At 68.0% G+C, this 13,395-nt stretch carries 12 protein-coding genes and 2 pseudogenes; 7 read left to right on the plus strand and 7 right to left on the minus strand.

The annotated features are described in order from the left end of the window. Positions 1 to 269 precede the first annotated feature (269 nt). Complete coding sequence (locus WFJ17_RS18530; RefSeq protein WP_251448072.1) at positions 270 to 1,871, plus strand: APC family permease; 1,602 nt, start codon at positions 270 to 272, stop codon at positions 1,869 to 1,871. Between the two features lie 204 nt (positions 1,872 to 2,075). On the opposite strand, the pseudogene WFJ17_RS18535 reads toward WFJ17_RS18530, so the two are convergent. After that, positions 2,076 to 3,070: pseudogene (locus tag WFJ17_RS18535) on the minus strand (SDR family NAD(P)-dependent oxidoreductase). Between the two features lie 103 nt (positions 3,071 to 3,173). Here WFJ17_RS18535 and WFJ17_RS18540 point away from each other — a divergent pair. Both WFJ17_RS18540 and WFJ17_RS18545 read left to right on the plus strand, forming a co-directional pair. Then, on the plus strand, positions 3,174 to 3,758 hold the full coding sequence (locus WFJ17_RS18540) for a TetR/AcrR family transcriptional regulator (protein ID WP_336649200.1): 585 nt from the start codon (positions 3,174 to 3,176) through the stop codon (positions 3,756 to 3,758). A gap of 818 nt (positions 3,759 to 4,576) precedes the next feature. Continuing rightward, the gene (locus WFJ17_RS18545) at positions 4,577 to 5,383 is read left to right on the plus strand and encodes a hypothetical protein (RefSeq protein WP_336649201.1); all 807 of its coding nucleotides are present in this window, start codon (positions 4,577 to 4,579) and stop codon (positions 5,381 to 5,383) included. Positions 5,384 to 5,419: 36 nt separating this feature from the next. Here the strand turns inward: WFJ17_RS18545 and WFJ17_RS18550 are convergent, their stop codons facing one another. The 6 genes and pseudogenes from WFJ17_RS18550 to WFJ17_RS18575 form a co-directional block, all read right to left on the minus strand. After that, positions 5,420 to 6,523, minus strand: a complete 1,104-nt coding sequence (locus WFJ17_RS18550; protein WP_336649202.1) for a nuclease-related domain-containing protein — start codon at positions 6,521 to 6,523, stop codon at positions 5,420 to 5,422. Between the two features lie 77 nt (positions 6,524 to 6,600). Then, entirely contained in the window at positions 6,601 to 6,927 is a 327-nt protein-coding gene (locus tag WFJ17_RS18555) for a DsrE family protein (protein ID WP_251448087.1), read from the minus strand. A gap of 46 nt (positions 6,928 to 6,973) precedes the next feature. Next, on the minus strand, positions 6,974 to 8,206 hold the full coding sequence (locus WFJ17_RS18560) for a DNA/RNA helicase domain-containing protein (protein WP_336649203.1): 1,233 nt from the start codon (positions 8,204 to 8,206) through the stop codon (positions 6,974 to 6,976). A 599-nt stretch (positions 8,207 to 8,805) separates the two neighbouring features. Further along, positions 8,806 to 9,123 (minus strand): annotated as a pseudogene (locus tag WFJ17_RS18565) (nucleotide pyrophosphohydrolase); the annotation flags it as partial. Positions 9,124 to 9,262: 139 nt separating this feature from the next. After that, complete coding sequence (locus WFJ17_RS18570; RefSeq protein WP_336649204.1) at positions 9,263 to 9,655, minus strand: type II toxin-antitoxin system VapC family toxin; 393 nt, start codon at positions 9,653 to 9,655, stop codon at positions 9,263 to 9,265. Beyond that, positions 9,652 to 9,882 (minus strand): FitA-like ribbon-helix-helix domain-containing protein, encoded by a 231-nt coding sequence (locus tag WFJ17_RS18575; RefSeq protein ID WP_336649205.1) that lies wholly within the window; start codon positions 9,880 to 9,882, stop codon positions 9,652 to 9,654. Before WFJ17_RS18575 ends, WFJ17_RS18570 begins: the two co-directional genes overlap by 4 nt. A 332-nt stretch (positions 9,883 to 10,214) precedes the next feature. Here WFJ17_RS18575 and WFJ17_RS18580 point away from each other — a divergent pair, with 332 nt between their 5' ends. From WFJ17_RS18580 to panB, 4 genes are read left to right on the plus strand one after another with little or no spacing between them, the layout of a single operon-like run. Continuing rightward, complete coding sequence (locus tag WFJ17_RS18580; RefSeq protein WP_336649206.1) at positions 10,215 to 11,117, plus strand: DUF2520 domain-containing protein; 903 nt, start codon at positions 10,215 to 10,217, stop codon at positions 11,115 to 11,117. Next, positions 11,114 to 11,980, plus strand: coding sequence for a pantoate--beta-alanine ligase (gene panC, locus WFJ17_RS18585; RefSeq protein ID WP_336649207.1), 867 nt, complete (start codon positions 11,114 to 11,116; stop codon positions 11,978 to 11,980). Before WFJ17_RS18580 ends, panC begins: the two co-directional genes overlap by 4 nt. Beyond that, positions 11,980 to 12,372 (plus strand): aspartate 1-decarboxylase, encoded by a 393-nt coding sequence (gene panD, locus WFJ17_RS18590; protein ID WP_292888165.1) that lies wholly within the window; start codon positions 11,980 to 11,982, stop codon positions 12,370 to 12,372. The genes panC and panD overlap by 1 nt, the downstream gene beginning before the upstream one ends. Beyond that, entirely contained in the window at positions 12,369 to 13,238 is an 870-nt protein-coding gene (gene panB, locus WFJ17_RS18595; RefSeq protein WP_336649208.1) for a 3-methyl-2-oxobutanoate hydroxymethyltransferase, read from the plus strand. The genes panD and panB overlap by 4 nt, the downstream gene beginning before the upstream one ends. Positions 13,239 to 13,395: the final 157 nt, after the last annotated feature.

Here is a 13,395-nt window from a genome sequence, read left to right on the forward strand (position 1 = left end):
CGAGCCGATGCGTGCGGGTGCGACGGGCGCCCGGGTTCTGGTTCCGGCGGGGCGTGACGATCAGCACAGGTCGTGACGATCAGCACACGGGATCCGGTCGAAACCTGTGCAGATCGTCGCACGCTGTGCAGATCGTGACCCCGAAGGACACGACGGGATCCCGCACCCCGTGACGCCGGATTCAGCCGAAGCATAGAATCGGGGGGCGGCACCGTCAGTGCATCGTGCCGACTTGGGGTGCGCGACGGAGCGCAGGAAGCAGGACTCGCATGAGTGTGAAGTATGACCAGGGAGCGCCGGATCCGGCGACGCGGACGCTCGATTCGGTGACCGGCATCAGCAAGAAGGGCCTGCCGACCGGCACGGTCGGCGTGCTCGGTGCACTCGTGATCGGGATCTCGACCTGTGCGCCGGCGTACACGCTGACCGCCGCCGTCGGGCCGGCGGCGAGCGAAGTGGGGTATCAGACCCCCGCGATCTTCCTCATGGGCTTCATCCCCATGCTGCTCGTGGCGCTCGGCTATCGTGCCCTGAACTCGGCGATGCCCGACTCCGGCACGTCGTTCACCTGGGCCACCCGGGCGTTCGGGCCGTGGATCGGGTGGATGGCCGGCTGGGGCCTCATCGCCGCGACCGTGCTCGTGCTCTCGAATCTCGCGGGCATCGCCGTGGAGTTCCTGTTCCAGTCGATCAGCATCCTCGTCGGGGATCCGTCGATCGCGGACCTCGCGGCGAACAAGTTCATCAACATCGCCGTGTGCCTCGCGTTCATGGCGCTCGCGACGCTCATCTCGTACCGGGGCATGACCTCGACCAAGGTGTTCCAGTACATCACCGTGATCTTCCAGATGGCGGTCATGGTGTGGTTCGTCGTCGCGATGTTCGTGGGCGCCGCCGACCCGGCCAACAAGGAGGCGAAGCTTCCGGAGCTGAGCTGGTTCAACCCGTTCGAGGTGTCGAGCTTCAGCGCCTTCGCCGCCGGCATCGCGGTGTCGATCTTCGTCTACTGGGGCTGGGACACGGTGCTCACCATGGGTGAGGAGACCAAGCCCTCGAAGGGACGGCTGTCGACCGAGAGCAAGGCGGCGATGATCCTCGTCGCGATCCTCGTGGTCCTCTACGTCGGCACCGCGACCGCGACGGTCGCCTTCGCGGGCCTCGGCGACGGACCGACCGGGCTCGGCAACCCCGACATCATCGAGAACGTCTTCGCCGCGCTCGCCCACCCGGTCATGGGGCCGGCGGCGATCCTGCTCTCCCTCGCGATCCTCGTCAGCGCGATGGCGTCGATCAACTCGACGGCCATCTCGCCCGCGCGCACCCTGCTCGCGATGTCGCACTACGGGGCGCTGCCTCCGTCGCTGAAGAAGGTGCACCCGAAGTACAAGTCGCCACACGTGGCGCTGCTGCTCTCGTCGATCGTCGCCTCGGTGTTCTACGCCGTGATGCGCTTCATCAGCGAGGACGTCCTGTGGGACACGATCACCGCGCTCGGCATGATGGTCTGCTTCTACTACGGCGTCACCGCGCTCGCGAGCCCCTGGTACTTCCGCAAGTCGGCGTTCCGCGAGGGCTTCGGGTCGATCCTCATGAAGATCGTGCTGCCCGGCATCGGCGGGATCCTGCTGCTCATCGTCTTCGTGAAGACGACGATCGACGCCATGGATCCGGAGGCGGGATCCGGCAGCAACATCGGCGGTGTGGGGTTGGTCGGCATCATCGGCGTGACCGTGCTCGGGCTCGGCGTGATCCTCATGTTCGTGCAGGCGAAGGCGTCGCCCGAGTTCTTCCGCGGCAAGCGCCTCGCGCGCACCGACGCGACGAACGACACGTCGGCGCTGCAGGTGTTCGACGACGGGCTCGGCAGCTAGAGCCTGGCGCACGAGCGCGGCTCCGCAGACGGGTCCAGCGCTCATCAGCCGCCGCGACGGATCGCCGCGGGCGGTGGGCGGTGTCGCGATCAGCACACGATGCGACGATCAGCACACGGCTCAGGCCAGAACATGTGCTGATCGTCACGCGATGTGCTGATCGTGACACCGGACCGTGCCGGGGCTGATCCCGGCAGATCTGCCTTATTGCACCGACCAGCCGCCGTCGGAGGCGAGGATCGCGCCGTTGATGTTCACGGCGTCGTCCGAGAGCAGGAACGTGATCGACGCGGCGAGGTGCTCGGCCGTCGCCACCGTGGGGATCGCCTGCTGGAACGGCGCGAGCCGACCGGATCCGTACTCGGACATATGCGGCGGCATGGGGATCCCGGTCGCGACGCCGCCGGGGGCGACCGAGTTCACGCGGATCCCCTTGGGCCCGTACATGAACGCCGCCGACTTCGTGACGCCGATGATGCCGTGCTTGCTGGCCGTGTAGGCGTTGCCCGACGCGTTGCCGCGCAGGCCGGCCTCGCTCGAGACGTTGAGGATGGATCCGCGTCCCGCCGCCTCCATGAGCGGCAGGACCGCGCGCATGAGCTTGAACGGCGCGGTGAGGTTGATCGCGATCACGCGGTCCCAGACGGCGTCGGGGTCTCGCCGGCGGGCGAGAAGTCGTCGTTGATGCCCGCGACGTTGGCGAGGCCGTCGATGCGGTCGCCGGCCGCGGCGATGACGCGATCGATCGCGTCCTGCTGGGTGAGGTCGCCGGCCACGGTCACGATGCCCGGGAACTCGGCGGCCAGAGCGTCGAGCTTCTCGGCCGCGATGTCGCAGGCGACGACGCGGCCGCCTTCGCGCGCGATGCGGGATGCCGTGGCCTTGCCGATACCCGATGCGGCGCCCGTGACGATCACCGTCTTCCCGGAGAAGCGGCCGGGGGTGACCTGCTCGGTCCAGCCGGTGGCGGAGGTGTCCTCGGGGATCTCGCCGCCGTTCGCGGCGCGCACGAGGTCGTCGATGGCCGACTGCGGCATCGCGCCCTGGCTCATCACGACGAGCTGCTGCAGGGGCAGGCCGAGCACGGGGGCGAGCGAGTCGGCGCTCGCACCGGACTGCGCGAGCAGTCCGCGGATCAGCTCGCCGCCGGTCGGGTCGGCCAGCCAGTCGCCGATGGAGGAATTCGCGGTCAGGGCCATGGGTGTCTCCTTCGTTCGCCGTGGATCCGGATCCGAGGTGCGATCGGGTTTCGCAACGGTGCGTCCACTTATTCCTGAGCGTACACCTCGCTACCCTCGGAGGGTGCCCCGTCCCCGCAGCGAGAACGCCCGCCAGTCCGTCCTGGCGGCGATGCGTCGCGCGCTCGCCGCAGACGGCTATGACGCGGTGACCATCGAGGGGCTGGCCGCGGAGGCCGGGGTCTCGAAGCAGACGATCTACCGGTGGTGGCCGTCGAAGGCCGCGATCCTGGGTGAGGCGCTGCTCGAGGGAGCGCTGCCGGGGGCCGACGTGGTGCTGCCGTTCTCGGACGACCTCGGCGCCGACCTTCGCGCATGGTTCGCCACGGCGGCGGAGCATCTCGCCCGCGCCGAGAACGTGGAGCTCGCGCGGGCGCTCATAGCGGTGACTGCCACGGATCCGCAGCTCGGCGAGGCCTTGAACCACCGGTTCGCGGATCCGATCGTGTCGTGGATCGTCGCCCGCGTGGCGCAGGCACAGGAGGACGGTGCGGTGCGCGCGGACGTGGACGCGGCGGTCGTCGCCGACCAGTTCGTCGCGGCGACGTCGTACGCGGCGCTGCTCGGCCGGCCGCTGCCCGCCGAGCGCGTCGATGCGCTCGTGGACCTGGTGATGCGAGGGATCGCGGCTCCGATCCCGGGACATTGAGCGCACCGCCTTCCCGGCGCGTTGAACGCATCGCCTTCCCCGGGTCGTCGAACGGGTGAGCTTCGGGGTCGTTTGAGCGGGTGAGCTTCGGGGTCGTTAAACGGGGTGAGCTTCGGGGTCGTTGAGCGAGCGAAGCGAGACGAAACGCGACGTCGTTCCGCAAAGACGGCCTGTGGATAACTTCCGAGGCCGTGCGACGGATCCGGCTACCTTGTGGGCATGAAACCTCGGAGCACAGCTCTCGCAACCCCGGCCGGACGCGCAGGCCCGTTGGCTGGGACGTTACGCGCGGGCATCGCAGCGGTACTCGTCAGCGCCGCGATCGGCCTGGCCGGCTGTACCCCCGACCCCGCCCCCCAGCCCACGCCGACACCGCTTTTCGCAAGCGAGGCGGAGGCGTTCACAGCGGCGGAGCAGGTGTACCGGGATTATGTGGAAGCCGCGAATGCGAATCGGAACGGCATCGACACACCAGACTCAACCGAGTTCTTAGTTGGAAGTGCCTTGGAGTCTTCCATTAGCTCCGCGCGAGAGCTTCAGAAGCAGGGTCTTACATTGTCTGGCGACATCAAGCTCGTCTGGTTTTCAGGTATCGGATTTGACTCGCGCGCCTCGGAGGTATCAGCAAATGCTTGCGTTGACGTCTCTGGTACCCGCATCAAAGATGCGAACGGGTCGGATGTGACGCCGGATGGAAGACCACTGACTGTTCCGTTGGCTCTGCGATTTGACCGTTCGGCTAGTGGGGCGCTCGCCATCTCCAGCTCGATGACAGGGACAGTTCAATGCGAAGCGCGATAGCAAGAAGATCGCCGAGTGTGGTCCTGGCCGTCTTCTTGACAGTCTTCCCGTTGCAGGCCGCCCAGGCTGATATCCAAGGAATATCAGAGTGTGACGAGGCTAGGCAGATTATGGGCCTGTGCGGGGAGAACACAGGTAACGGAATCACTCTGGAGGGCCGCGAAACCGGCACCTCGGGCGGCACCGACGGTGGCGGTTCCAGCGATCCAGGTGCATCCGGCGGCGGCGCCCCGACCCCGCAGGAGATCTGTCTGGCGACGCCGGGCCCGCCCAGCGCTTTCTGCCGCTCGCTCACGCCCGTGGGTGTGCCCGTCGGCCAACCCTCCCCGGCGACGCCCGGCTGGAGTGTCACGATGTCCGACCTCGCTCGTTTCGTCCCGGCCACCGCGACCGTCGTCGGCGAGCCGGACAACGTCGCGGTCGTCGGCCTTCCTGCGAACTTCGTCAGCAGCGCCGCAACCGAGACGATTCCCGGGTCGGTCCTCGGACGGGCGCTGACTATCCGATTCACGCCGGTCAGTTATGCGTTCGATTACGGCGACGGTGCACGGCGCACGAGCACCACACCTGGCGCCGCCTGGGACGCGAGCGGTCAACCGCAGTTCACCCCCACCGACACGAGCCACGTCTACAGGAAGCCCGGCATCTTCACGGTGACGGCTACGGTCACCTACTCCGCAGCCATCGACCTCGGAGCCGGCTGGATCCCGATCAACGGCAGGCTGACGGGTCCTCCTGCGAGTCAGCAGATCCGCGTCGTCAAGGCCTACACCGCGCTCGTCGAAGGCACGTGCATGGAGCGGCCTCGTGCGCCCGGCTGCTGAGCGCGGCCACCCCTCGGGCGGCGGATACTCGGCGACTCAGGTCCGGGCGCCCCGCGACTCCCGGATCCGCGGTCCATCAGCAACAGCAGGCGAGAGAGCACCGCGCGCCGGCATCCGGAAGGTCAGAGGCACCGAGCTGCGGAACTCCGAGGCGAAGCGTCCGGTGCCGTGCAGGTCGGCGCCGAGCTCGCGCACCGTCGCGACGAGTTGCGTGAGCTGGTGCGACGAAGGGCCGGCGGGGCCGCCGGTCTGCGCGTCGAGGAGCGCCTTCTGGATCGTCCGGACCGAAGTGATGCGCGTCGGCTGCGCGTGCGCGGTCTCGTCGAGACCGCTCGTCCACAGACGCGCGTCGGGGTGCGAGTAGAACACGCAGGTCTGCACGTAGGGCGCGGAGCCGTGTTGTGCGAGCAGGTGCTGATGGAAACGACGCGCCTGCCGCCGCACCTGCGAGGCGGGGGAATCGGAGCCGAGGTGGGTGCGGACGTCGAGACGCTCGGTGCCGTCCGGCGTCACCGAGATCGCGAATGACGTCGGCAGCGCGTTCTCGTCGAACAGCACCCCGAGCGCTCCCGCGAGCGACGAGGGCTTCTTGCCGTCGAGAATGAGGCCCTTCCAGTTCTTGCTGTCGACCAGTACGACGGCCTTCTCGGTGATCACAAGATGGTCGAGCTGCGCGCAGTACGGGGCGAGAGATCCTTCATCACGCGGCGAGAACACGACGTTGGTCGCGACGATCGCATCCAGCCCCGCCGCCTCACAGGCGTCGACGAGCACCTCACGGGATGCGAGCTCCCAGCGCAGACCGCGGCCGGCGAGGAGCCGGGAGCCCTCCTCGTTGGCGATCGCGGCGTCGCGCTCGGCGGTGAGTGTGCGCACCTGTTCCGCGTGCGCGTCGAGACGCTGCTTCGTCTCGGCGTCGTGGCGGGCGGTCAGCCCGGCGAGCGTCTCGTCGTGCGTGCTCTGCAATTCACGCGTCGCACTGGCCTGGCGCTCGACGAGCGAGCTCTCCTCGTCGGCATAGCGGCGCCGCAGCTCGTCGTTGACGCGCCGATTGCGGCGGCTCAAACCCCACACCGTGAACGCGAAGGCGATGATCAGCACCGCGACGACGACGAGCAGGACCAGAGTGGGGATCTCCATCCGTCCAGCCAATCAGCGTCCACCGACTTTCCCGGCGCGTCGTCCGCGCGTGGCGCAGACCGGATCCGCAACGTCGATCAGACGCGGATGTAGGCGGCCCCATCGAACTGGGCGTCGCTGAGCGCGACGGTCGCGGCAGGCACCGTGATCACACCGGGCTGGAGCTGGTCGACCGGAATCCCGTGACCGCGGAGGCCGCCTTCGCACGCCTCGACCGTGGCGACCTCGGTCGGTGGAAGAGGTGCGGCTCCGGCGGCGACTCCGGGGATCGCCGGCCCGTTCACGATGATGCGGATCCGCGTCTCCGGGCGTTCGCTGTGCAGGATGTCGGCCATGCCGATGGCCCGTGCGACGTCCGCAGGCTGTCCGGACACGTGCAGCAGAACGGTGCGCTGAAGAGTCATGGGGTCATCCTCGCGCATCCCGCTCGATGAATGCGCGGAGTCGCTCTCAGCGGGCGAACACGCTCCGCAATCGTTCCCGCAGGTCCGGGTCGCACACGTAGACGAAGGTTCCCCGCATGCCACGGGTGAGAAGGACGCCGTAGATATTGCGGATGAGCGTGAGCAGCTGCTCGTCGGAGAAACCGCCGGCGAAGGATCCGGTGTTCTCCTTGCCCTTCTTGTCGCGGTAGCGGTTGCGATCGGCGAAGATCCGACCGGTCGTCGGATCCGCCCGCAGGTCGGGCCCGATGATCACCCCCGCGTAGTTGAGGTCGTAGCCCTGCACGGTGTGGATCGAACCGACCTCGTTGAGGGAGCCCGGAGAGTTGATCCAGTCCTTTTCGGCCTTGTTCCAGCGCATCTGCTCGCCGTCGAGGGCGATGTCGAACGCAGCCGGGTTCTTCTTCGATACCCAGTCCCACGCGTATCCTGCGACGAGACGCGACAGGCCTGCCGCGCGGTCGGCTACCCGGATCGCCTCACGCATGGCACCGAGGTCATCGAAGAATCGCAGCTCGTAGTCGCCGAGATCTGGGCGAATCGGATCCTCGCCGCGCAGCGCGGCGCGAACGAAGCCGATGTAGTCCGAGCCGGCCTTGACACGCATCTGGGTCATCAAGTGGAAGTAGTGCTCTCGCTCCTGCGCCGAACGGACTTCCTCTCGAAGGGTCGCCGTCGAGAGATCGTGCGGCCGCACGCTCTGTTCCTCGTCGATCAGCAGAATCTGGTGGCGGCTGCGTGCACGGATCCAATCGAGCTGTGTGTGTTTCGCGTCGTCGGTCCCGAACAGCGCGAAATTGATGTCACGGAACTTTCCGTTCTGCACGCCTGAGGCTTGATTCGCCCGCTGGCCCAGTCGATGCGCCTCGTCGACGAAGACGAGGTCGAAGTCGTCGTCGGCTTCGGCCAGCTGGAAGGGGGTCATGACGCTCTTGGGGTCCAGCCGCGGCGTCTTGGCGAACACCCGCTTCACCGATTCGCGAAGCGACTGCTGCGGGATGACGAGCGCCATGCGCAGATGGGACAGAATCTCGCGGTTTCCCTCGAGGAAGTAGTCGGCGAAGATCGAATCGAACTCGAGATCGTCGTTCGGCTGGTGCGCGTTGATGTCGGCGAGCAGCTTCATGAGGAAGATCGCGATGATGGTCTTCCCCGTGCCCGGTCCGCCCTGGACGATCAGGGTCGAGTCGGAGCCAGGTGCACGGAGGTCCTGGATGAGCGCCTTGAGGATCCCGTCCACGGCGATGTTCTGATCCGTGGACAGCGCCTTGAAGGGCGACAACTTGAACATGTCGCTGTTCTCGATGTCCGCGATGCTCCGTGTGAACAGCCCTTCGGCACGCAGTGCGTCGAAGACGTCTTGGAACGACTTCCGATACGACTCACGCTCGTAGTACTGCGCGTCTGCGGCGAGTCCGGCATTGCTGTTAAGGACCTCGTACTGCGCGTCGCCGGAGAACCACCGGATCAGGTGCGACTCGAGGTCGAGGCACGCAGACTTGTTGAATCGTTCGTCGACGATGACACGGACCGTGTCGAGTCGCGCATCCCGCTTCGGGCCGCCCAGGTGCTGAACCATCCGCTGGTGTGCGTTCACGGTCTCACCGACGTAGAGCCCGGGTCTCGGCCGCCGCTGGGCGCCGTCGATGACATAGACGACAGGCCAATTCGAAAGGCGCGGGTCGTCTCTTGCCTGCTGATCGAGCACGATGCGTCGAAACGGCAGGCTCTCGATGCGGAAGCCGGTCATGGCAGGCCCAGCCCCTTGGCGCCTTCGGGGTTCGCCGACGCTTCAGAGTCGGAATCGGCCCGCTCGGCGTCGCCCGCGCGCTCGGCGGCCAGCTGCGTGTACTTCACCATGCGGCCGCGCGCCTGGTCGGCCGGATACTTTTCGCGCGTCGATTCGAGCTTGCGCAGCACGATCTCGTCGAGATCGACGCCGATTCGGTTCGCCAGGTGGATGCAGTACGTGACGACATCGGCGAGTTCCTCCTCGACGCGCGTCTGGTCGAAGTCGGGCCCCCACTGGAAGCACTCCAGCAATTCGCCGGACTCGATCGAGATGCTCTTGGCGAGGTTCTCCGGCGAGTGGAACTGATCCCAATCGCGCTCCTCGACGAAGTCGTGGAGGGCGGCGAGCGTGGCGGGGGACGGCATGGGGCGAGGCTAACGGATCCTGCCTCCGGTCGAGGAGTGTTCGCGACGAAGTCGGTGCAACGACCTGCCTCGCCCGAGGCCTCCAGGTCGAGCGGTAACCTCGACGGTCCCATGCCGAGCGGTGACGTCTTGCGCTCACTCAGGCGGGCACGACCTCGACTTCGCAGTGCGCTTGCGCAGCCTTGGCCAGCCGGCGGTCGAGTGTCATCAAGGGGCAGTGGAAGGCCTCGGCCAGTGCGACATAGGCCGCGTCGTAGGCGGAGAAGTTATGCCGGAGTGCGAGTATCCGCGGAGCCAGCGGCAGAGACGGGTGCAAGTCGATGGGGATGCGGAGGAGATCGTCGGCGGCGATGACGAGAGCATGATCCTCGAGGTGCCCCCCGAGGTGCAATCCCCGCAAGGCTGAGGCGACTTCGACGGGCAGGAAGTCGGGTGCGAGGAGCGTCTCACCCAGGATGCGCTCATGCAGTCGAGAGGCGGAACCGTGCTCACCGATCAGTTCCACGACGACCGAGGCATCGACGACGATCATCGACCGCGACGACCATCCTGAATCGCCTTCAGGATCGCCGCGCGGGGGACGTGCTGGGGTGGCCGCTGCTCCAGCTCGACAAGCATGTCCGGCAGCGTCGGGCGGGACGCCAGCCGCGTCAGTTCTCCGGTCAGATATTGCTGCAGGGACTGTCCGCGCGCTTCGGCCCGCGCGGACAGCACCGAGTGCACCGCCGGATCGAGGTCGCGGATCAGCACGTTCGGCATGCTTACAGTATGCATGCATGTTCCCCGATCTGACAGTTGAGGATCGCCATGCATGCAGTCTGTACGGGGGTGTGATGGCTGGTGTGTTCCGGGGCTGAATCGGGGGACAACTCGTCGCCGGTGTGGGCGGTGCAGGGCGAAGGTCTCACTGAGACTCTGGAGCGTACTGTTGAGCCAGTTGCTCAATCAAAGCGCACAAAGTCCAACTGAGCTCCTTGTCACTTGTCGGACTGATCTCCGATTTGTCCCGGATCCCCTCGCGGGCGGATACTCGACCCGTCCCGGGCGTCGATCCCGACCGGGGTCCAACAATGAATCCGATTTCCCCTTTCGTGCCTGCCGCCCCCGGCCGCAGCATCGCCGTCGTCGGCGCCGGGCGGCTCGGCGGCGTGCTCGCGCGAGCGCTGCGGGATGTCGGGTTCACGGTGTTCGGGCCGCTGCGCCGGGGCGAGGCGATGCCCGCGGTCGACGTCGCCCTCCTCTGCGTGCCCGACGCGGCGATCCACGACGCGGCGGAGGCCGCGCGCCCGCATGCAGCACTCGTCGGCCACGTCTCCGGCGCGACGGGGCTCGACGACGTCGACTTCAGCGTCCACCCGTTGCAGACCTTCACCGGATCCGAGCCGCCGGCCGTCTTCCGAGGCATCGGCGCGGCGATCGACGGGCGCACGGAGGAGGCGCTCGCGGCAGCGGATGGCATCGCTCGCGCGCTCGGCGCGCTCCCGTTCCGGGTCGACGATGCACACCGCGCCGGGTATCACGCGTCGGCGACGATCGCCTCGAACCTGCTCCTCGCGGTGCTGGATGCGGCAGAGCAGGTGGCCAGATCCGCGGGGATTCCCTCTGCGGAGGCGCGAGCGGCTCTCGCACCCCTCGTGCGGCAGACGATCGAGAACTGGGCTGAGCGCGGCGCGGCCGACGCCCTCACCGGACCGATCGCTCGCGGCGATGAGGTGACGGTCGCGAGGCAGCGGGCGGCCATCGCGGAAGGCGACCCGGAACTGCTCCCGGTCGTCGATGCGCTGATCGCGCAGACCCGGGTGCTCGCCGGACATGCCGGTGACCGCGTTTCGTCTCGCTCCGCTCGCTCAACGACCCCGGGGGAGGGGCGCTCGACGGCCGTGGGGGATGTCCGCCCGACGACCCCGGAGGATGTCCGCCCGACGACCACGGGGGACGCTCGCCCGACGACCCCGGCGGGGGCGAGCCCGTCGGCCGAGAGGACCCGTTCATGAGGATCATCCGCACGATCGCCGAGGTCCGCGAGGCCGTCCGCGAGGCGAAGAGCCAGGACAAAAGGGTTGGGCTCGTTCCCACCATGGGCGCCTTCCACGACGGGCACCTGTCGCTCATGGACGAGGCTCGGAGGAACAACGACCTCGTGGTCGTGTCGCTCTTCGTCAATCCGACGCAGTTCGGTGCGAACGAAGACCTCAGCCGCTACCCGCGTGACGAGGCTCGCGACGCCGCGATGGCCGATGACCACGGTGTCGACATCCTGTTCGCGCCCGAACCGTCCGAGATCTACCCCGACGGCTTCGCCACGACGATCCACATCGCCGGAGTCACCGACGTGCTCGACGGCGCGGTCCGCGGCGCGCATCACTTCGACGGCGTCGCCACCGTCGTCGCCAAGCTGTTCGGCATCGTGGCCCCCGACGTCGCCTACTTCGGGCAGAAGGATGCGCAGCAGGTGCTCGTGGTCCGCCGGCTCGTGCGCGACCTGAACCTCGACGTGCGGATCGAGGCCTGCCCGATCGTGCGGGAGGCCGACGGGCTCGCCATGAGCTCGCGCAACGTCTACCTCGACCCCGCCGCCCGCGCCCAGGCCACCGCGCTCAATCGGTCGCTCGACGCCGCACAGGCACTCGCCGACGCGGGGGAGCGGGACGCCGGAACGATCATCGCCTCGGCCCACGCCGTACTCGCCGAGGCGGGTATCGCTCCCGAGTGCCTCGAGCTCCGCGACGCAGAGACCCTGCAGACGGTCACCCGCCTCGACGGCGACGCGCTGCTCGCCGTCGCCGCCCAGGTGGGGGCGGCGCGGCTCATCGACAACCACACCCTCCGCTCTGCCGACAGGAGAGGCGACGCCTGATGCGACGCACCATGCTGAAGTCGAAGATCCACCGCGCGACGATCACCGGATCCGATCTGCACTACGTCGGATCCATCACGATCGATCCCGACCTGCTCGAGGCGGCCGACATCCTCCCGCACGAGCAGGTGCACGTCGTCGACGTCGACAACGGATCCCGATTCGAGACGTACACGATCGAGGGAGAACGCGGATCCGGGGTGATCCAGGTCAACGGCGCGGCCGCCCGGCTCGTGCACACGGGTGACACCGTCATCGTCATCTCCTACGCCGACTACGCCCCCGAGGACCTCACCGACTACGTCCCGACCGTGGTGCACGTCGACCGGACCAACACGATCATCCAGGTCGACGACGCCGTCGGCACACTGCTCACGGAGGCCCTCGCATGAGCGCGCACGCCGCCCCCACCCGTCGCCTCACGCTCGGCGACCTCGCCGCGAAGAAGGCGGCCGGCGAACCGATCGTCATGGTCACCGCCTACGACCATCCCGGTGCGCAGATCGCCGAGGCCGCGGGCGTCGACATGGTGCTCGTCGGCGACTCCGCCGCGATGACGGTGCTCGGCTACGACAGCACGGTGCCCGTCTCCGTCGACGAGATGGTCATGCTCACGAAGGCGGTCCGGCGCGGGCTCACGAAGCCTCTGCTCGTCGCGGATCTGCCGTTCGGGTCGTATGAGACGTCCGATGCGCAGGCGCTCGCCACGGCCCAGCGCTTCGTCAAGGAGACCGGCTGCGACCTGGTCAAGATCGAGCGCGGCGGCACCTCCGTGCAGCGCGCCCGGGCGCTCGTGGAGGCGGGGATCCCCGTCGTCGGCCACGTCGGGCTCACCCCGCAGACCGCCACCTCCCTCGGCGGCTACCGTTCCCAGGGGCGCACCGCCGAGGCCGCCCTTGCCGTGATCGACAGCGCGATCGCCCTGCAGGACGCGGGCTGCTCGCTGCTCGTCGTCGAGGCGGTGCCGAGCGAGGTCACGGAGGCGCTGATGGCGCTGATCCACATCCCGGTGATCGGGATCGGCGCCGGATCCGCCGCCGACGGTCAGGTGCTCGTGTTCCACGACCTGCTCGGCATCTACGACGGCGGCGCGGCGAAGTTCGTCAAGCGGTACGCGGATCTGCGCACGGCGGCGATCGACGGCGTGACCGCCTATGCCGACGAGGTGCGCGGTCACGTGTATCCCGCTCCCGAGCACACGTACGCCATGCCGGCCGAGGAGGCCGTGCGCCTGCGGGAGCTGCTCGCGGCGCGATAGCACGGGACCGCCGAGGGTGGTGTCCGGCGCGGTGCTTGGACGGCGCCCGGCCTGCGTGTGCGCTTTGCTCGGAGATGTGCCGGTTCTTCGGATCCCTTCCGCGGATCCGTCCGACGTTGGTGTACAACTCCGAAGATGGGGCACGTTGGCGGCGCGG

The sequence above is a fragment of the Microbacterium sp. MMO-10 genome (assembly GCF_037148715.1).
GTDB lineage: Bacteria > Actinomycetota > Actinomycetes > Actinomycetales > Microbacteriaceae > Microbacterium.

Bases quoted from the DNA above. Each gene is read 5' to 3' on its own strand.
- panC (WP_336649207.1), top strand. From the start codon at position 11,114: ATGAGGATCATCCGCACGATCGCCGAGGTCCGCGAGGCCGTCCGCGAG.
- WFJ17_RS18555 (WP_251448087.1), bottom strand. From the start codon at position 6,927: ATGACTCTTCAGCGCACCGTTCTGCTGCACGTGTCCGGACAGCCTGCG.
- panB (WP_336649208.1), top strand. From the start codon at position 12,369: ATGAGCGCGCACGCCGCCCCCACCCGTCGCCTCACGCTCGGCGACCTC.
- panD (WP_292888165.1), top strand. From the start codon at position 11,980: ATGCGACGCACCATGCTGAAGTCGAAGATCCACCGCGCGACGATCACC.
- WFJ17_RS18570 (WP_336649204.1), bottom strand. From the start codon at position 9,655: ATGATCGTCGTCGATGCCTCGGTCGTCGTGGAACTGATCGGTGAGCAC.
- WFJ17_RS18575 (WP_336649205.1), bottom strand. From the start codon at position 9,882: ATGCCGAACGTGCTGATCCGCGACCTCGATCCGGCGGTGCACTCGGTG.
- WFJ17_RS18550 (WP_336649202.1), bottom strand. From the start codon at position 6,523: ATGGAGATCCCCACTCTGGTCCTGCTCGTCGTCGTCGCGGTGCTGATC.
- WFJ17_RS18530 (WP_251448072.1), top strand. From the start codon at position 270: ATGAGTGTGAAGTATGACCAGGGAGCGCCGGATCCGGCGACGCGGACG.